The organism is Pseudohongiella sp., assembly GCF_011050365.1.
GTDB lineage: Bacteria > Pseudomonadota > Gammaproteobacteria > Pseudomonadales > Pseudohongiellaceae > Pseudohongiella.
In genome coordinates this window covers 113,208-132,651 of record NZ_DRFV01000016.1, presented here as the reverse complement: position 1 = coordinate 132,651, position 19,444 = coordinate 113,208, and the positions used below count along the sequence as shown (strand labels likewise).

Here is a 19,444-nt window from a genome sequence, read left to right as displayed (position 1 = left end):
CGAAAAATCGGACCAGATCCAGATGCAGCGCGGAGTCATCCGGCGCCTGCGTCGGCGGTCCGGGCAGTTCGCCCAGACAGAGTACCGCCGCTGGCGCCATATCTCGCGGCACCTGACGGCAACGCATCACACGGCGGCGTAAAAGCGCGGGTCGTCAGAGCGCGCTGTCGACAAGGCCTGCTTCACTGTTGCTGCTTCTGACGTCGGTTGCTGCTCGTGCCGGCGCTCTGGCCGCAGACCCAGCCGCGCAAGCAACGCCAGATCAGCGCTCTCTTCAGGCAATGGCGTGGTCAGCAGTTTTTCACCATAAAAAATCGAGTTGGCACCCGCAAAAAAACACAGCGCCTGGACTTGTTCGTTCATCGCCTCCCGACCCGCAGACAGGCGTACGTAAGACGCGGGCATCATGATTCGGGCGACCGCGATGGTACGCACGAAATCGAACGGATCCAGATCATCCACATTATCAAGCGGCGTGCCCTTGACCTTGACCAGGTTATTGATGGGCACACTGTCAGGGTGGGACGGCATATTGGCCAGCTGTTGCAGCAAGCCGTAGCGGTCACCGGCGCTTTCGCCCATACCCACGATACCGCCGCTGCACACTTTCATACCGGCATCACGGACCCGGCCCAACGTATCCAGGCGGTCCTGGTACGTTCGGGTGGTGATGATCTCACCGTAGTACTCGGGCGAGGTGTCCAGATTGTGGTTATAGTAATCCAGTCCCGCCTCCGCCAGCGCAGAGGCCTGCTCATCAGACAAGGCGCCCAGCGTCATACAGGTCTCAAGCCCCAGTGCCCGGACCTGGCGAACCATATCCAGCACATACGGAAAATCCTTGTCCGAGGGATGTTTCCAGGCGGCCCCCATGCAGAAGCGCGCCGCTCCGTTGTCACGTGCGGCTTTGGCGTGTTCGACAACCCTGGCAACCGCCAGCAATTTCTCCCTCGCCAGCCCGGTATTGTAATGGCCACTTTGCGGACAGTATTTGCAGTCCTCAGGACAGGCACCGGTCTTGATGGACAGCAATGTGCTCATTTGTACCTGACTGGCATCAAAATGCGCACGATGCACGGTATGCGCCTGATACAGCAGATCCATAAAAGGCTGCTCAAACAGGGTCTGTACCTGTTTTCGTGTCCAGTCGTGTCGGATATCGGCGGTATCTTGATTCATGATGGGATCCCGGGATGTATTGCAGAACCGGGCGGTGACCCTGCTGCTAAAATAGAAGAATGGACGCCGCGCACTATGGATGTTGACGATGCCCGTTTGGAGACATGACATTCTAAGCCAGCACAAATCATTGTCAACTTCAAAAACAATATCTGGTTGACTACAGGATTGCACAACACAGTATGAGTCGTCACATGAAACGTTGGAGAAATGTCACCAGTGCGATGCTGGCAACGCCCTGCCTGGTGTGTCTCGCCTTACCGGCATGGCGGCGCGGCTTCTGCCCGCCATGCGAAGAAGAACTGCCCTGGCAGCCTCCGGGCTGCCATTTTTGCGGGGTGGCACTGACCGGAGCCCTAACAGTCAATCCGGCGCTTGCAACTGCAGACACAGGTGGCACTGCAAGGTCACTGTGTCCGCGCTGTAGCCATCAATCACCCAATTTCACGCGCTGTCACTGCACATTTGCCTACGAACCGCCAGTTTCGACCATGATTCGACGCATCAAGGACCACGCCGGGTTTGTCGAGTTTCGCGCTCTGTCCAACTGCTTTATCGAGCACTTTGTGCGACATCACCTTGATACGGCAACGCCATGGCCGGATCTTCTGCTACCCGTCCCTTTGCACCCTTCGCGCCTGCGCATACGTGGTTTTAACCAGGCCCTGTTGCTCGCCCGGCGCCTGTCCCGGCGCACCGGCATACCCGTGCTGCAGAACAGCTGTGCGCGCCAGCCCGGCACCTCGCAACGTGGCCTCAATGCAACACAGCGGCTGCTTAATATGAAGAGTACTTTCAGACCCGGGACAGGCGTTGAGCTGGCAGTCGGCAGGCGCCTTGCCATCATTGATGACGTTGTTACCACCACCGCAACAACGCAGGCCATGGCCGCAGTTCTGCGCGACAGCGGCGCGACCAGAATCGATGTGTGGGCACTGGCCCGCAGCAATCAGCAACCGGAATCCTGAAAAACATGCACCATTCCAGTCATGCTGGCTGACGGGTACACACAGCTTGCTGGCACAGGCTGCTGGCGGGCAGCGATGACACCTATTGAGGAGAGCTGAAAGGATGAACCGGATTGGCCTGACATGAAATCGGCAGAGAGGAAAAACAGCGAATCAGAACTGGTACTTGATTGTACCGTAGGCCATGCGTTCGGGCGTATTGAGCAGCCGGGAAGCAGCCGGGTTGATGGCCGGTGTCAGTTGGCGACTATCGATCTGACTGCGCAAACCGACAGAAATCGAGGCATTGCCCTGGCGGCCGGCTTTGACATTGTATCCATAGCTCAGGTCCAGCGTTGCAATCTCACCCATCAACTCATTAAGTTGTTCGATGTTAAGCGCATCATTGCCAAGTTTGCCAAAGGTTTCCAGACCATCCACATAGCTGGTGACAGCAGTCGCCGTGTGATTGCCCATCTGCCAGGTAAATGTAAGGCTGCTCTGTAGCTCGGGAGTCAAGCCCGGGGATATGCCTGTTGCTGACAAGCCAAACCCGGCAGCACCTTTGTCAGACGCCGCGAGGCTGCCCGTCGACTCGCGCGCGACATCACCATGGCCGGGATTGTAAATATAGGTTGTATTGGTGCTGAGAATAAATTGCCCGAACCGGGGCGATTCCCAAATGTAGGACGCATTCAGATCCAGTTCCTGCGGCGCGGCAGTGTCGGTAGCCAGGAAATTGCGCTTGCCGCTGAAATCCAGGGAATGCAGGACGTCATCCGCAGAACTCAGCGCGGGAAAGGCTTCCAGCAATGAATCCGGCACCACGATGTCCTGACTGTTGACGCTGACCTGCACGGCGTCGGTTGCTGCCGCCGACTGAATGCCGAAACCCAGCCACTGGCCAACACTGTTCGAGATCGACCGCGCAGCGCTGAAAAACATGCTCTGATCAGACTGCTCGCCTGCCGATTGCTGCGCCAGCGCCGAGGGCATTGTTGCCATCAGTGCGCTCAGGGCCAGCAGAAGACTGACGATATGTGGGCCGACTTTTTTCATCTGTTTGTTTTCGGTTCGTTCTTGTGTTTGATGAGTTTTGATTTTTATCGGGAAAAGCCCTAATAGAGCAGCTCAGTATACATACTTCAAACCCAGTATCAAGGGTCGGAAAGCCGGAATTCGGGCCAGATCACAGCCAGCGGCTGCAACACAAAATCCCGCTGCGCCGCCCGCGGGTGTGGCAATGTCAGTGTTGGCGTATCACGGTGCTGATCACCATAGGTGATCAGATCCAGATCCAGCACCCTGGCTTCGTTGATCTGGCCACTGCGCTCGCGTCCGAACGCAGTTTCTATTGCCTGCAGCTCACACAGCAACTGCTCCGGTGTTTGTGCCTCGCCCGGATCCAGCACCGCCACCGCATTGCAGAACGACGGTGAGCCCGGCGGGCAATCTACCGGCTCGGTCTCAATGATAGGCGACAGCACGACCGGCCAGACACTGAGCGCCGACAGCCTTTGCGCTGCCTGCACTAACGTGACCCGGGCAGGGCCGACACGAGATGGCAGGTTGGCGCCCAACGATACGATCGCCAAGCGGTCGGCGCTAAGCCCCTCGGGGCCGTAGCGCGCGACCAGCTCAACGATGGTACTGGGCTGACAGCTCATGAACCGCGTCGATAAAGACCGCCACATTATCCGGGTCAACTCCCGGCGTAATGCCGTGGCCAAGATTAAATACATGGCCGTTTCCATCGCCATAAGACGCCAGAATGCGATCAACTTCGGAGCGGATGGCAGCCGGAGACGAATACAGAATGGTCGGATCCATATTACCCTGTAGCGACACTTTGTCGCCGATCATGGCACGTGCGCGGCCCATTTCGATGGTCCAGTCCAGGCCTACGCAATCGGCGCCACTGTCAGCAATCTGATCGAGCCACAAACCGCCGTTCTTGGTAAACACGATCACCGGCACCTTGCGGCCATCAGCTTCGCGAGTAAGGCCCGCGATAATCTTTTTCATGTAGTGCAGCGAAAATGCCTGATACGCGCCTGTGGACAGGATGCCGCCCCAGGTATCAAAAATCTGCACTGCCTGGGCACCGGCCGCGATCTGCGCATTCAGATACGCGGTCACTGTCTGCGCCAGCTTATCCAGCAATTGATGCATCAGCTCCGGATGGTTGTACATGAACTCTTTGGCATGACGGAAATCCTTGCTGCCACTGCCTTCGATCATATAGGTCGCCAGCGTCCAGGGACTGCCGGAGAATCCTATCAGCGGCACCGAGCCATTGAGTTCGCGCCGGATCAAAGCCACCGCATCAGTAACGTAGGACAGATCGCGGGCAACATCCGGTACCGGCAGCTGCTCAACATCCTGCTCGGTACGCACGGTTTTACGAAAGCGCGGTCCTTCGCCTTCGGAGAAATACAGACCCAAACCCATGGCATCAGGGATGGTCAGAATATCGGAAAACAGGATGGCGGCATCCATGGGGTAGCGACGCAGGGGCTGCAGAGTGACCTCGCACGCCATCTCCGGCGACTGGCACAGACTCATGAAGTCGCCAGCCACCTTGCGCGTGGCGCGATATTCAGGCAGGTATCGCCCTGCCTGGCGCATCATCCATACCGGTGTCACATCCACGGACTGCCCGGTCAATGCTCGTAAAAATCTGTCGTTCTTCAGCGGTGTCACAGGCAACTCCTATCAATGTTGAGGCGGTATTTTACACACAAAACCGGCACAGGTGTGTGACCTAGCGGCAAAGGTCCGCGCCTGCCGTCAGGGTCTGCTCTAACAACGCCGGATCAATATCGGATTCGATGACAGCGTCACCCAGGCGGCGCAACAGAATGAAGCGGACTTTGCCGGACTGGACTTTTTTGTCGACAGACATCAGGGACCTGAACTGGTCTGCGGTCATCTCCGGCGGCGGACACACCGGCAGGCCGGCTCGTGCCAGCAGATCGCGCGTGCGCGTGGCATCATCGGCACTGATCCAGCCCAGGCGCCGGGACAGGTCGGCTGCCATCACCATACCCGTAGCAACTGCCTCACCATGCAGCCAGTTGCCATAACCCATGGCCGCCTCAATCGCATGACCAAAGGTATGCCCCAGATTCAACAGCGCCCGCATGCCGCCTTCGCGCTCATCGGCCGCTACAATCCGGGCTTTTTCTTCGCAGCAGATTTTAACCGCCTGCGTCAGCAAATCCGCATCTCCTGCCAGCAAGGCTTCAATATGCTGCTCCAGCCAGAGCAGGAATTCGGCGTTGCCCAGCAAGCCGTACTTGATCACTTCAGCCAGGCCAGCCTGCAATTCACGCACCGGTAATGACGACAACACGTCGATATCAGCCAATACACACTGCGGCTGATAAAACGCGCCGATCATATTTTTGCCCAGTGGGTGATTCACCCCGGTCTTGCCACCGACAGAGGAGTCCACCTGAGACAGCAAAGTGGTCGGCACCTGGATAAAGTTGACACCGCGCTGATAGGTTGCCGCCGCAAAGCCGGTGATATCACCCGTCACGCCGCCGCCCAGGGCAATCAGGGTAGTGCTACGCTCGTGGCGTTTGCCGAGCAGCTCGTCGTAGATGAGCTGCAGCGTCGCCAGCGTTTTTGTGTGCTCGCCGTCGGGCAATACCAGTGCATCCACCTGCACATTGCCGACGGATTGCAACGTCGCGATCAGCGTGTCCAGATAGAGCGGCGCCACAACCTCATTGGTCACCACCAGCACCCGTGAACCTTTAATGTACTGGTTCAGAATGCCGGATTGCGCCAGCAGGCCCGGTCCGACAAAAATGGGGTAGCTGCGCTCTCCCAGATCAACATCAAGTTTCAGCATTCAATCGATTTCCGTATTGAGTTCAGGTCGCTGACTTTTCAGGCCGGCGGCGATTCGGGCATCAGGCCCTATTCGTCGGACAGGCCCGGCGCTTCGTATTCACTCACACGACGCAATATCTCGGTAACGACAGTACGTGGGCCACGGCGACTGGTGTCAACCGTGATATGAGCGGTCTCGGTATAGAGGGGGTCGCGTATTTTCATTAATTCGCGTATCCGTGACAAAGGATCTGCCGTCTGTAGCAGCGGGCGGTTGCGGTCTTTGCTGGTGCGGTCAAATTGCTGCGCAATTGACGCTTTCAGATAAACCACCGTGCCGCGACTGTTGAGGTTGACGCGACTGCGTGGCGACAGGATGGCACCTCCGCCGGTTGCCAGCACAATGCCCTCGCGCTGGGTCAGGATATCAATCATGCGCTCTTCACGCACACGAAACCCGGCTTCCCCTTCAACGTCAAAAATCCATGGAATATCTGCCCCCGTGACCGCTTCAATCTCCCGGTCAGAGTCAAAAAACGGCCTGTCCAGCGCGGCCGCCAGCATCCGCCCGATCGTGCTTTTACCAACCCCCATGGGGCCGATCAGGTAAAGATTGGCGCTCTGCTGCATGGTGGTCGGGTATCCTTGGCGGGCGGTTGCAAATTTAAGGGCGCAATCTAACCCGTCTGCGCGGGAAAACTCAAGTAAAAAGCGGCATGACAGTGCCATCTGGGACCTGACCGGACTCAGGGCGAAACTATTTGCGGGGTGATGAATATCAGCAGCTCCGTGCGTCTGGCCGCCTGCTGCGAACGCCGGAACAGCCGCCCCAGCAACGGCACATCAGCCAGCAGCGGAGTCCGGATCTCTTCACGGGTTTTCTCGTCGCGAAATATACCACCCAATACCAGCGTGTCACCATTGTTGACCAGAACCCGGGTATTGACCGTATTGGTGTTGATGGCCGGGATATCACCGCTGCCCGACGCGACCGAATCCTGGCGGATACCCAACTGCATGATAATACGGCCATCCGGGGTTATCAGCGGCGTCACATCCAGTGACAGCACCGCATCGACAAACTCGGTGATGGATCCCCCCGCCGTGCCACCGGCCTGGGCCTGATAGGGAATCCGTACCCCTGAGCGAATGCTGGCTGGCACATTGTCCTGGGTTGTGACCCGCGGCCGTGCGATCAGCTCCGCCTGCCCGGAATTCTCCAGCGCGGACAACTCCAGTTCGAGCAACAGGCGGCGACGAACCAGATTGGCAGCAACGGTGGTGGGCCGGCGATGATCAGCCAGAAATCTGAACCCACTATCTGTCCGGCCAGCAACAACACTCTGAGTATCATCGCCTGGGTCGGTAGCTGTCGGTTCGCGGACGCCGCTGAAGGCTCCCCAGCGTGCGCCCAATTCCCGTCCGACTTCGGTGGCAGCACTCACGATGCGGGTTTCAATCAGGACCTGTCGAACAGGTACGTCCAACTCATCCAGCAGCACCTTGACATCCTCCAGGCGAGCCTCGATATCGCGCACAATCAGCGTATTGGTCCGGACGTCCATGTTTGCCGAGCCGCGCTCTGACAGCAAGCCACCGGTTGCGTCTGACTCACCAGTGACCAGTGCCCGAATCACTGCAACATCCGCATAATTGATCTGCATGTACTCGGTCTGTAATGCCGCCATCGCTTCCTGCACCCGCTGCGCTTCCGCGTCCCGGGCCAGAAACACAGCCGGTGGCGCAACGTGCAGCAGATCTCCGCGCCAACGCATGCTCAACTCGTGAGACGCCAGCACCCGTTCAAGCGCCGGCAACGGATATGTTTCTTCAAGGTGCAGGGTTATGCTGCCGTTGACCGATTCGTCGAGTAGCAGCTCATGCCCCATCTCATCAGCAAGAATCTGTATCGCAGCGCGCAGGTCCATATCGTCGAACTCGATGCTGACCGGCGTAACCCCGGCCGCGAGCGCCGACAGCATAAAAAACCACGCACAACACGATAACCCGGATACCTGCAGAATCCTGCGGCCCCGGCTTCGCAGAATCATCGCCTCACCCCCGGCCTTAAGCTCACGTTGATTTGTTGATGCCCGCCATCTTGCACCAACTCACCTGAACGCCGTCGCATCTCACCCCGCGCGTCACGCTGCACTTCCAGATAACGGTTGCCGCGCTGAATGTAGGCAACCCGCTGCCAGTCACTGCCACTGCTCCCTTGCCCACCCGCATCAACTTTGCCTGTGAACCGGACCCTGTTGCCGGCAGCAATGACGTCATCAACGATCGGACTGGCACTGTTGCTGTCGACCAGCAGAAACAACGTCATCTGTGCCTGCGACGAGGCCAGCTGCCAGTCAGCCTGTGTCAGTGCCAGAGCAACATGCATATTTTTGATGTCGCGAAGGAAGCCAAGCAGCTGAGCGTTATCTGCGTGAACCTGAAGTTCAATCCCAAACGCCTGCACAGATGTCTGTCGCCACAATTGCTGCGGACGCATTGCGGACACCGTGATGCCGCGCAACGCCGCAGCTTCTTGCAAACGGTCCACAACAACAGGCATGGGACCGGCAGGCCTCAGGCGTTCGTGCAGAATTGGGCAATGCGGACAACGGCTGGCAATGCTGAGGTTCCTGGCGGCGTTAGAGGCAATCTGCACCAGCATGGCCCTGTGCTCGTCAGCAAGCACTGCAGACGTCGCCCGGGTGGCATGCCAGGCGTTGATATGGGGCGGTAGCACCAACACACAAGATACGAGCAGAACCAGGACGACACTGCCGACACAGACCACAATGTAGACGGCAAGAGGCCAGTAACCTGAAGCTGACACATAACGCAGCTCAGACCAGTCGAAGCTGCGCAGGCTGGCCGGTAATTTGTCCGCAAACGTTGTTCGCCACTGCCTCACCCGTCGCCCTCCGGTATCATGAAATCAAGGCCGGACGGGGGCAGCTGCAGGCGTATGTGATAAGAATAGTCCTGGCGTCTGATCGTATCCGGCGGTTCAGCCAGAGCCAGGTCCTGCAGCTCGGCCCCGGCGATGTCATTCCGGTGTCGCAGGTGCTGCACCGCCTCACTGACAAGTTGCGCAGACCCGGCAGTGCCGCGCAACTGGACTGCCGACAGGTCATACCGAAGCCCACTCAGGGTAAGGCCGCGGCTCATCATGGCAGACACCTCAGTCAGCATTCTGGTTTGCTGCAGGCGCGCTGCATGCAAGCGCCTGGTGCGGGCGAAATCAGCCTGCTGTTTCTGGTATCCGGCAAACACGGTGTTCTGTGTGTCAATGCGCTGCTGCAGCGAACTTAAAACTGATTGCAGATCGGTGTTGTCCTGAGCTTGCCCGGACACCATTGCTGTTACCCACATCAGGGCGCCGGCAACGACGGCCAGCGTCACCATGATGGCGCCAGACAGCCCCAGGCAGAACCGCCGGCGTCGGCGCAATTGTCTGGCTTCACGCCAGGGCAGCAGATTTATGACTGGTACAATGTCGCCCGGCATCACCCGCTCCTCATCGCCAACGCGCATGCCAGCGATAATTGTGGCGCCATTGCACGCCATTGCGACAGATCAACGCGACCATGCGGCATCACTTCGGACGGAGGTCGGATCAGGCGAACGGGCCTGCCACAGACCGTCGAGATACCCGATACCAACCCAGGCGATGGCGCCAGGCCACCCGCGACGACGATGTTGACCGGTTCCTTGCAGGCGGTTGAGATCAGGAAAAGCTGAATAGCCCGTTTGATCTCCTGAATCAGTCCCGACACTGACTCCGACTCTTGCACCGACTCTTGCCCCGCGTCCTGCACCGACGCCTGCCTGCATTCTGCAGACAGCACCCGGTGATGGGCGCGACTGTACAACAACCGTCCGCCGGCGAATGCGTGCAGCCGAAACCCGCTGGCTCCCAGATCCAGCATTACCTGGGTCGCAGTCAATGAGGTTTCGCCCGCTATCCGGCGCAAGGCCAGCGCATCCAGATCAACGATAGCCGGCCGAATGCCCAACTCTGTCAGTAAACGTACGCGCTGCTGCACGCAGTCTCGCCGGCACGCCACCAGCAGCACATCCTGACCCGCAGCGTTGACATCATCATTGGCCGGCAAGCGGCAGAAGTCCAAACTGGCATCAGCAAGCGCAAACGGCAGGTGTTCTGCGGCCTCGACTGCGATCCGGTTTTCAATGTCCTGATCCGTAAGGCCGGCTTCCAGTCTGATGGTCCGGGTAACCGCTTCAGCACTGTTGAGCGCGACAGCCGCGTCGCGCAATCTGACCCCAAGCTTTCCCAGTGCCGCAATCAGGGTGCCGCGCAACGCCACAGGATCCGTTACGGCGCCCGCGTTTGCGCCAACCGGCAGGTTTTGCACGGCGTATGCCTGCAGGCGCCAGCCCCGGCGCCCCCGATGCATTGCGGCGAGCTTGATGGCACCGCATCCAATATCAATTCCCAGCATGACCGCCCTCCCTGGCTGACATAATGCTTTTGTAGCGGATTTCCGGCACTGCTGCCGGGATTTATCACAGGATATTCGGGTCAATGGGGTATATAATCCGCAGGTCCGGCCTGGAACCGGCCCCGGACACCTGACATATCCAAGCGGGATTGCATTTATGCTGAAGACCCTGAAAATACTGTTCTGGTTTGGTGTATTCTGCCTCAGCGGCATTTTCATGGTGGCGTCGGCTGCCTACCTCTACCTGTCGCCACAACTGCCGTCGGCGGAAAGCTACCGTGAAGTACAACTGGAAACGCCGCTTCGTATCCTCACCGCTGATCACAAACTGATCGAGGAAATTGGCGTTCGTCGCGATCCCATCAGCTACGATGAAATCCCACCGCTGATGGTGCAGGCGGTTGTCGCCAGTGAAGACTCCCGTTTCTACTCCCACCCCGGCGTCGATTTCCGCGGCCTGGTTCGGGGTTTTTATGGTTTCCTGCGTGGCGTCAATCTCGGCGGTGGCAGCACCATCACCATGCAGCTCGCCAACAATATTTCCTTCGACAGCGACAACGTGTACGCCCGGAAACTCAAGGAAATACCTTTTGCACTGCGCATACAGCAGGAACTGAGCAAAGAGGAAATACTCACGCTGTACCTCAATCTGGTGTATTTCGGCCAGGGTGCAGACGGCATCAGCGCGGCGGCTGCGGTGTACTACGACAAAACTGTGGACGAAATGACACTGGGCGAATTCGCCACCATGGTGTCGCTGCTGCCCTGCCCCTCAGTCTGCAACCCGGTGACGGACCCGGAACGCTCCAAGGTTCGCCGCGACGTTGTCATCAACAAAATGCTGGCACAAGGCATGATTGACCGGAACCAGCATGCCGCTGCGCTGGCAGAGCCCATCGAGGCCAAACGGCATTTGCGCAACATTGAAGTCAATGCCCCCTATGTCGCCGAAATGGTCAGACAGGACCTTTTTGAGCTTTATGGCGACGATATTTATCGCCTGGGCATCGAGGTCGTCACCAGCATTGACAGCAATATGCAGATCGCCGCCACCAACGCCCTGCGCAGCGGCCTGGAAAACTATTACGATCGCCGCCATGGCTACCGCGGCCCTGAAGCGAAACTGCCGGTTGTTGGCCCCGATCCGCGTGAACGCTGGCTGCAAGACCTGAATGTGATTCCGACCTACGGCAATCACCAGCCCGCTGTCGTCACTGAGGTCAACGAACGCAGCCTCAATATTCTGTTTCGCGATGGCAGTGAGCACACCATTGAATGGTCGGGACTGGAGTGGGCTCGTCCCTTTATCAGCCGTGACAACGCCTGGCCGCCACCCCAGCAGGCCAGCGATGTCGCAGAAGTCGGCGACCTGATCCGGGTTCGTCGCGCCGGCGGGGAACTGCAACTGGGTCAGGTACCGGAAATCCAGGGCGCACTGGTGTCGGTATCGCCTGATAACGGCGACATTCTGGCGCTGGTTGGCGGCTACGATTTCCAGTACAGCCAGGTTAACCGGGCACTGGCATCGCGTCCGCCCGGCTCGGGTTTCAAAGCATTCCTGTATGGCGCCGCGATTGAGGATGGCTATAACCCGGCAACACTGATCAACGATGCACCTTTCGCCCGTGGCGAATATCGACCGCAGAATTTTGAGCGCAATTTTGTCGGCCCCATCACCTTGCGCAACGCCTTCAAGGATTCACGCAATGTGCCGGCCGTACGCCTGTATGATCAACTGGGTACCAGTAAACTGTTTGATTTTGCCGCGCGCTTTGGCTTCAACACCGATACCTTTCCACGCAATGACCTGACCGTCGCGCTGGGCAGCCAGGATGTTCAGCCGCTGCAAATGGCCACCGGATACGCCATGATTGCCAACGGCGGTCACCGCATCGAGCCTACCTTTATCAAATCTATTACCACACTGGAGGGCGTCGTGTTCCGGTCGCGTCAACCCACCGTGTGCGACAACTGCAGTGCCGAACAGGCCACAGAAACAGCCACAGACGCATCCGTAAGGGCAGAGTCGATGCTGAATGGAGAGGGCGATATCGCCATTCAGGACCGGGAAGCGCTACCCGAACAGCAGCTGGCGCCATTGGTCGCCGAGCAGGTCACTGATCCCCGGGTGGCCTACATCATGAACACGATGCTGCGCAGCGTTGTCGAAGAAGGCAGTGGTCGTCGTGTAAACCGCGAGTTTGAACGTCGCGATCTGATGGGCAAAACCGGCACCACCAATGGCCCGGCTGAAGTCTGGTTTACCGGCTTCAACCGCGACATCGCGACCAGCGTTTTCGTTGGCTTTGATCAACCCGAAGCCCTGGGCGAGGCCGAGCAGGGCGCCACTGTGGCAGTGCCCATCTGGATAGACTTCATGAAAGTGGCACTGGCAGGCACGCCGGAAAACATCATGCCCCGACCCAATGGCCTGGTGGATCACCTGATTGACCGGGATACCGGTGAAATAGCACGTCCTGGCCAGGCGAATACCATGTTTGAAGTATTCATGGCAGAAACCGCACCGGCTGATAACGCCCGCCGCCCGGCAGATTCTTCCAACCGTAATAACAACGAAAACCTGTCCACCGAGACAATTTTTTAAGCCAAATCAGCTATCAACAGACAAAAAAAATGGCCTTGTCGCACTACGCTGACAAGGCCATTTTTTTACGCCGCTGGGTGACTGATACAGTCGGCCGCAGCAGCCTATCCGATATCGGCTGGCAATGATTACTTCAGTGTGCGATTGCCGAAACGCTTGTTGAAGCGATCGATACGACCTGCACTGTCCATGATCTTCTGTTTGCCGGTATAAAACGGGTGGCACTGCGCACAAACGTCAACCAGAATGTCCTTGCCAATGGTGGAACGGGTTTCAATCACGTTACCGCAGCTGCAAGTGGCCTTGATGGCCTGGTATTTTGGATGGATATCGGCTTTCATGGTATTACCTCATATTTAACTGGCATCGCCACCACATCGCCCAACCCGATAGAACCGGGTTGCCAACGTTGGGCACCATACCTGAGTCAGCAACTACGGAAAGGGATTGTTCCGCAGGACTTTGGAAAAAGGGGCGCCATTGTAGCAGAGAATCAGCCGGACGCAATAGACCTTGCAATTTCCGCCTTGATACGCTCATGATTGCTTACGGTTTCCCGCATGATCTGCGCCAGTATGTCCGCCATCATGTCAGGATTGAGCTCATGCCGGGTGCAGGCATCGCGGATATCCACCAGCTTCTGCGCCTCGCGCTTGGGATCGAACGACTCCAGCTGGGCGCGGGCCTTGATTTCGCCGACCTTGCGTGTCAGCGCAAAACGGTTGGCCAGCAGTAGCACCAGACTCTGATCAAGACGATCTATCTGCTTTCTCAATGCCAGCAGTTCATTGCCGGGCTCTTGATGACCCTGCTCTTGATTGTTGCTCATCCTTACTCCGTGGTCGATCTCTGGTGCCGCCGGGTCAGACGGAAGCGCCGGACCGCGCTACAGTATAATGGAAGCCAGCCAAGTCTAAAACCAGTTATACTTGGACTTAATGTTTACGCCGGGTTTTTGTTGCCCTGATCCTTTCCCGGATCCGCTCCTGAACCCGATCATTTGCGTGTCGGCCAGCACTTCACACGCCCCGGAATCCAGCTTTCATGTCAGCCAGACCCGCCAACGCAACAGACCCGATCGCGATTTTGCGAGTGGCAGTGCCCTCTCCCCTGCGACGCAGCTTTGACTATACTTTGCCAACAGACAGAGCAACCGTTCCGCAGGTGCTGGAACCTGGCATTCGTCTGCGCGTCCCGTTTGGCAATCGGGAACTGACCGGCATTCTGCTGGAAGTCAGCGACACCACAAACGTCAGTGCCGACAAGTTGAAACCGGCCATCGAAATTCTCGACCAGACCTCACTGATCCCCGCGCATCTGCTGAAGCTCTGGTGCTGGGCCGCGCGTTATTATCAGCACCCGATCGGCGATGCCCTGCACACGTTGATGCCAACCGGGCTGCGCGGCAAGGCACAGGCCGGCATCAAAAAACGTAAAAGCGATGAGGTACTGCCCGGCACATCGGAGCACGACCACCCCGATCGCGACGGTGAATTGACTGACGAGCAACAGCAGGCGCGCGACGCCGTGTGCAGCGCGGGCAACCAGTTTCAGTGTTTTCTGCTGGACGGCGTGACCGGCAGCGGTAAAACCGAAATCTACCTGCAGGTTATCAGTGAGACATTGTCGCGCGGCAGGCAGGTACTGGTATTGGTGCCCGAAATCAGCCTCACACCACAAACAGTAACACGCTTCCGCCAGCGCTTTCCGCAAAAAACCATCGCTATCATGCATTCCGGCCTGACACCAAGACAACGCCTGAATGCCTGGCTGGCGGCCGCCCGGGGTGACGCTGATATTGTAATCGGCACCCGGTCGGCCATCTTCACGCCGCTGGCCCGGCCCGGACTGATTGTGATTGATGAAGAACACGATGGATCGTTCAAGCAGCAGGACGGTTTCCGCTACTCCGCGCGCGACCTCGGCGTCATTCGCGCGCAAAGTGAAAACATTCCCATTGTGCTGGGATCCGCAACGCCCAGCCTGGAAAGCCTGCACAATGCCCTGACGGGACGCTACCAGCACCTGCGTCTGACCCGGCGCCCGGGCAACGCACGGCTGCCCGTCACACGCCTGATAGATACCGGCCAGCAAACCCTTGAGGATGGCTTTTCACCGGCACTGCTCCAGTCCATCAGGCAACATGTCGACAAGCGCAATCAGGCGCTGGTATTCATCAACCGTCGCGGTTTTGCTCCGGTGCTGCAATGCAGAGATTGCGGCTGGACCGCCGAGTGCCGTCACTGCGATGCCCGCATGACCCTGCACCGAACTCCCCCGCACTTGCGCTGCCATCACTGCGAGCGGCGCGAACCAGTGCACCAGCACTGCCCCGAATGCCAGGGCAAAGCCATGCTGGCAGTGGGCATCGGTACCGAGCGCAGCGAGGCCCTGCTGCAACGTCACTTTCCCGACATCCGCGTAATCCGTGTCGACCGGGACGCGACCAGCCGCAAAAATGAGTTGGACGACTTGCTCAGTGAAATCAATCGGGGCGAACCGTGCATCCTGGTCGGCACCCAGATGCTGGCCAAAGGCCACCATTTCCCGGCCGTCACCCTGGTCGCGGTACTTGATGCAGACAGTGGCCTGTTCAGTGCCGATTTTCGCGGACAGGAGTTTATGGCGCAATTGCTGGTGCAGGTATCAGGCCGCGCCGGGCGCGCTGATAGTGCCGACAGAGCTGGCGAAGTGCTTATCCAGACCCGACACAGCACACATCAATCGCTGCAGACACTTATCAATCAGGGGTATCATGCACTGGCAGAGCAATTGCTGAGTGAACGCAGACTCGCGGACATGCCACCGTTTTCTGCCATGGCGATACTCCGGGCGGAAGCACTGAACGCATCCGTCCCGGCACAGTTTCTGGGCGCCGCCCGCTCCCTGATTGAGCAACTGCTGGCACAAATGCCCAATGGACATCAGGTGCAAGTCAGCGGGCCTCTGCCCGCGCCGATGGAAAAACGCGCCAACCGCTACCGCCAGCAATTGTTGTTGCGGAGCCCGCAACGCGCCGACCTGCAGAACCTGTTGACAGTGTTGTGCCAGCAACTGGAACAGATGAAGTCACAACGCAATGTGCGCTGGTCAGTCGATGTTGACCCGCAGGATATGATATAAGCCGCTCAGGGCAAGTCACCACATCAAAGGACAGCTCAAAACATGGTTCAGGATTTTGCCAAACAACGTAAACGCACGCCGCTGGCCGAGCCAGAGCCCAAGCCTTCAGCCTCCGGTCAGGGGCTTCTGCTGACCGGCTTGTTGACCGGCATCGCGGTGGGCCTGTTTATCGGTCTGCTGGTCTATCTGTCAGGTGTGCTGCCGCCGGCGCCGGGCCAGGAAAATACGCTGGCCGACAATGGTGACCGTCCGGTGACGCCGGCGCAGGCTGAGACCGGTGCTGATACCGATGGTGCGGGCAATGACAGTGACCTGTCCGTCGAGCAGGAACGTGAAGCGGCACGCCTGCAACTTGAGTTCTACCAGGAGCTTCCCAATTATGAAGTGGTGGTCGATGCCACCCCGGTGAATGCGCCCCGACAGCCGGCGCAAACGGCCGCCACCCCAACGACAACAACACCGTCCGCCGGAGATCGGACCGATGAGGCGCCGGCAACAGCGGCAGCAACAACCCCGGCGCCGGAAGTCACACCCGCATCAACAGCCATGTTCATGTTGCAGGCCGGTGCCTTCCGACAACAAACAGCCGCCAACGCGCAGGCCAACCGTCTGCTTGCGCTGGGGCTGGACGCCCGCGTGCGGCAGGAGACTCTGCCGGGAAGAACCCTGTTTCTGGTCCAGGCCGGCCCCTATGACACCCGTGATGAAATGATGCAGGCCGAGCGGCTGCTGCGCAACAACAGCATCGAAAGCATGCGTATCACCCTCAGCCAGCCTTGAAAGCAATCGGCCCGCCCCCATATCTGCTAGCAGCACATTCTAAATACAGACATCAGATCCTCTGCCAGCCGGCATAGGAAACCGACCACAGGAGAAACGGTTTGGAGCAGTTCCGAGGCACCACCATACTTTCAGTACGGCGCGGCAACAAAGTTGTGATCGGCGGCGACGGCCAGGTATCACAAGGCAATACCGTACTCAAAGGCAACGCGCGCAAAGTACGCCGACTTCACAAGGATCAGGTGCTGGCCGGTTTTGCCGGTGGCACGGCTGACGCCTTTACCCTGTTCGAGCGCTTTGAAGAGCAGCTCGACAAACACCACGGCAAGCTGGTGCGCTCCGCCGTCGAGCTGGCAAAACTCTGGCGCACAGAGCGCTCATTGCGCCGCCTGGAGGCGCTGCTGGTTGTTGCCGACAAGGATGCTTCGCTGATCATCACCGGCAATGGTGACGTCATTGAGCCGGAAGACAGTTTGATGGCTATTGGTTCTGGCGGCTCATTTGCTCTGTCGGCGGCGCGCGCACTGTATTTCAACACTGATATGGAAGCACGCGATATCGTCGGCAAAAGCCTGGGCATTGCTGCGGACATTTGTGTTTACACCAACCATCAGCACATCATCGAAGAGCTTGAGCTGGATTGATTTGATCCGCCCCACCGGTATTTTATCTGGGCAGGACCAAGTAGCCCGCCCCAAGGGATGACGTAATGACCACCATGACTCCACGAGAAATTGCCTCCGAACTGGACAGACATATCGTCGGCCAGAAATCTGCCAAGCGCGCTGTCGCGATCGCCCTGCGCAACCGCTGGCGTCGCATGCAGCTTGGCGCTGACATTCGCCAGGAAATCACGCCCAAGAATATTCTGATGATCGGTCCTACCGGCGTCGGTAAAACCGAAATTGCCCGCCGCCTGGCCAAACTGGCCAATGCCCCGTTCATCAAGATAGAAGCGACCAAGTTCACCGAGGTCGGCTACGTGGGCCGTGACGTTGAATCCATCATACGCGACCTGGTCGATATCGCCGTCAAAATGCTGCGCGACGACCAGATCCGCAAGGTACAGCATCAGGCCGAAGACGCGGCAGAGGAGCGCGTCCTCGATGCACTACTGCCACCCGCGCGCAGCACGGACAACAGCGAATCGTCAGCGCTGACAGAACCCTCGCCGACGCGACAGATGTTTCGCAAGAAACTGCGCGAAGGCGAACTGGATGACAAGGAAGTCGAAATCAGCGTCAGTGACAACCCGGCGGGCGTAGAAATTATGGCACCGCCCGGCCTGGAGGAAATGACCAGCCAGCTTAAGAACATGTTCTCCTCGATGAATACCGGCCGCAAAAAGTCGCGCCGCATGCCGGTCAAGGTTGCCTTGCGCATGATGCGGGAAGAGGAAGCCGCCAAACTGATTAACGAAGAAGAGATCAAAAACCAGGCCATCGAAGTCACCGAACAAACCGGCATCGTATTCCTCGACGAAATCGACAAGGTGACTCAACGCGGCGACAACGGCAACAGCGGTGTATCACGCGAAGGCGTCCAACGTGACCTGCTGCCGCTGATTGAAGGCTCCACCGTCACCACCAAGTATGGCAGCGTCAAAACTGACCATATTCTTTTTATTGCATCTGGCGCCTTTCATTTGTCAAAACCATCAGATCTGATTCCGGAGCTGCAAGGCCGGCTGCCAATTCGAGTGGAGCTGGACGCACTGACCGCCAACGACTTTGAGCGCATCCTGACCGAACCCAACGCCTCTCTCACCGAGCAGTACCAACAACTGCTGGCGACCGAAAACCTGACTGTCACTTTCACTGCCGATGGCATCAGTCGCATTGCCGAAATCGCCTGGGAAGTGAATGAGCGCACTGAGAATATTGGTGCCCGTCGTCTGCACACGGTCATGGAAAGGTTGCTGGAAGAAGTCTCGTTCACCGCCGCCGACCTGTCTGTCGGGGACAACAAAACGCTCACCATCGACAGCGAGTATGTCGAGAAACAGCTGGGTGACCTGGCACGCGACGAAGACCTGAGCCGGTTTATCCTGTGACCACAGCCGAGGCCTTGCCCGGAAGTACGCCGGTTCCGACGGATATTCGTCTGCGCCGCAAAAGCGGGCTACTGGAGCTGCAATACAGTGACGGTACCCGCTTTGAATTGCCCGCTGAGCTGCTGCGGGTGTTCTCTCCGTCTGCCGAGGTCAAAGGCCATGGCAAGGGCCAGGAAGTTCTGCAGACGGGCAAGCGCCATGTAAAGATGACGGCGATCGAGGCTATCGGTCAGTATGCCATTCGCCTGAGCTTTGACGACGGCCATGACTCCGGCATCTATAGCTGGGACACACTGTATGATCTGGGCGCGCGTCAGGCGGAACTCTGGCAGCAGTACCTGACGCGACTTCAGCAGGCAGGGGCCAGTCGTGATGCGTTGCCAGCGGGCACGCAAGCCATTAAGATTGTGGACCCGACCCGAAACTCCGGCAATACCGGCGGACAATAACAGCC

The 19,444-nt window shown here is 58.3% G+C and carries 19 protein-coding genes; 7 read left to right on the top strand and 12 right to left on the bottom strand.

Going from position 1 to position 19,444, the window contains the following annotated elements; translation table 11 throughout:
- Positions 1-126: 126 nt before the first annotated feature.
- Positions 127-1,179, bottom strand: coding sequence for a biotin synthase BioB (gene bioB, locus ENH71_RS13715; protein WP_294134296.1), 1,053 nt, complete (start codon positions 1,177-1,179; stop codon positions 127-129).
- 194 nt (positions 1,180-1,373) lie between these two features.
- Here bioB and ENH71_RS13710 point away from each other — a divergent pair, with 194 nt between their 5' ends.
- Entirely contained in the window at positions 1,374-2,147 is a 774-nt protein-coding gene (locus tag ENH71_RS13710) for a ComF family protein (RefSeq protein ID WP_294134293.1), read from the top strand.
- Positions 2,148-2,300: 153 nt separating this feature from the next.
- Here ENH71_RS13710 and ENH71_RS13705 read toward each other — a convergent pair whose 3' ends face one another.
- From ENH71_RS13705 to pilM, 9 genes are all read right to left on the bottom strand, one after another.
- Complete coding sequence (locus ENH71_RS13705; RefSeq protein WP_294134290.1) at positions 2,301-3,185, bottom strand: hypothetical protein; 885 nt, start codon at positions 3,183-3,185, stop codon at positions 2,301-2,303.
- A gap of 98 nt (positions 3,186-3,283) precedes the next feature.
- Positions 3,284-3,793, bottom strand: a complete 510-nt coding sequence (gene folK / locus ENH71_RS13700) for a 2-amino-4-hydroxy-6-hydroxymethyldihydropteridine diphosphokinase (protein ID WP_294134285.1) — start codon at positions 3,791-3,793, stop codon at positions 3,284-3,286.
- Positions 3,765-4,829, bottom strand: coding sequence for a uroporphyrinogen decarboxylase (gene hemE / locus ENH71_RS13695; protein ID WP_294134283.1), 1,065 nt, complete (start codon positions 4,827-4,829; stop codon positions 3,765-3,767). The genes folK and hemE overlap by 29 nt, the downstream gene beginning before the upstream one ends.
- Before the next feature lie 61 nt (positions 4,830-4,890).
- Positions 4,891-5,988 (bottom strand): 3-dehydroquinate synthase, encoded by a 1,098-nt coding sequence (aroB, locus tag ENH71_RS13690; RefSeq protein WP_294134281.1) that lies wholly within the window; start codon positions 5,986-5,988, stop codon positions 4,891-4,893.
- A 68-nt stretch (positions 5,989-6,056) separates the two neighbouring features.
- Entirely contained in the window at positions 6,057-6,599 is a 543-nt protein-coding gene (gene aroK / locus ENH71_RS13685) for a shikimate kinase AroK (protein WP_294134279.1), read from the bottom strand.
- Between the two features lie 116 nt (positions 6,600-6,715).
- Positions 6,716-8,020: a type IV pilus secretin PilQ gene (gene pilQ / locus ENH71_RS13680; RefSeq protein WP_294134277.1), complete on the bottom strand. Its 1,305-nt coding sequence runs from the start codon at positions 8,018-8,020 to the stop codon at positions 6,716-6,718.
- Positions 8,017-8,877, bottom strand: a complete 861-nt coding sequence (locus ENH71_RS13675; protein ID WP_294134274.1) for a hypothetical protein — start codon at positions 8,875-8,877, stop codon at positions 8,017-8,019. Before ENH71_RS13675 ends, pilQ begins: the two co-directional genes overlap by 4 nt.
- Positions 8,874-9,473: a PilN domain-containing protein gene (locus tag ENH71_RS13670; protein WP_294134271.1), complete on the bottom strand. Its 600-nt coding sequence runs from the start codon at positions 9,471-9,473 to the stop codon at positions 8,874-8,876. Before ENH71_RS13670 ends, ENH71_RS13675 begins: the two co-directional genes overlap by 4 nt.
- Positions 9,473-10,429 carry a type IV pilus biogenesis protein PilM gene (gene pilM / locus ENH71_RS13665; RefSeq protein WP_294134268.1) on the bottom strand — a complete coding sequence of 319 codons (957 nt, stop codon included), beginning with the start codon at positions 10,427-10,429 and terminating at the stop codon, positions 9,473-9,475. Before pilM ends, ENH71_RS13670 begins: the two co-directional genes overlap by 1 nt.
- A gap of 157 nt (positions 10,430-10,586) precedes the next feature.
- Between pilM and ENH71_RS13660 the strand changes: the two genes are divergently transcribed.
- Entirely contained in the window at positions 10,587-13,034 is a 2,448-nt protein-coding gene (locus tag ENH71_RS13660; protein WP_294134265.1) for a penicillin-binding protein 1A, read from the top strand.
- 128 nt (positions 13,035-13,162) lie between these two features.
- Here the strand turns inward: ENH71_RS13660 and rpmE are convergent, their stop codons facing one another.
- Positions 13,163-13,375, bottom strand: a complete 213-nt coding sequence (rpmE, locus tag ENH71_RS13655; protein WP_294134261.1) for a 50S ribosomal protein L31 — start codon at positions 13,373-13,375, stop codon at positions 13,163-13,165.
- 152 nt (positions 13,376-13,527) lie between these two features.
- On the bottom strand, positions 13,528-13,863 hold the full coding sequence (locus ENH71_RS13650; RefSeq protein ID WP_294134256.1) for a chorismate mutase: 336 nt from the start codon (positions 13,861-13,863) through the stop codon (positions 13,528-13,530).
- Positions 13,864-14,078: 215 nt separating this feature from the next.
- Between ENH71_RS13650 and ENH71_RS13645 the strand changes: the two genes are divergently transcribed.
- The 5 genes from ENH71_RS13645 to ENH71_RS13625 all read left to right on the top strand — a co-directional run bounded on the left by ENH71_RS13645 (position 14,079) and on the right by ENH71_RS13625 (position 19,439).
- Positions 14,079-16,157: a primosomal protein N' gene (locus ENH71_RS13645; RefSeq protein WP_294134253.1), complete on the top strand. Its 2,079-nt coding sequence runs from the start codon at positions 14,079-14,081 to the stop codon at positions 16,155-16,157.
- Between the two features lie 42 nt (positions 16,158-16,199).
- The gene (locus ENH71_RS13640; protein WP_294134250.1) at positions 16,200-16,937 is read left to right on the top strand and encodes an SPOR domain-containing protein; all 738 of its coding nucleotides are present in this window, start codon (positions 16,200-16,202) and stop codon (positions 16,935-16,937) included.
- 101 nt (positions 16,938-17,038) lie between these two features.
- On the top strand, positions 17,039-17,581 hold the full coding sequence (gene hslV / locus ENH71_RS13635; RefSeq protein WP_294134247.1) for an ATP-dependent protease subunit HslV: 543 nt from the start codon (positions 17,039-17,041) through the stop codon (positions 17,579-17,581).
- A gap of 65 nt (positions 17,582-17,646) precedes the next feature.
- Positions 17,647-18,990 (top strand): ATP-dependent protease ATPase subunit HslU, encoded by a 1,344-nt coding sequence (gene hslU, locus ENH71_RS13630; RefSeq protein WP_294134245.1) that lies wholly within the window; start codon positions 17,647-17,649, stop codon positions 18,988-18,990.
- Entirely contained in the window at positions 18,987-19,439 is a 453-nt protein-coding gene (locus ENH71_RS13625; RefSeq protein WP_317622390.1) for a gamma-butyrobetaine hydroxylase family protein, read from the top strand. Before hslU ends, ENH71_RS13625 begins: the two co-directional genes overlap by 4 nt.
- Positions 19,440-19,444: the final 5 nt, after the last annotated feature.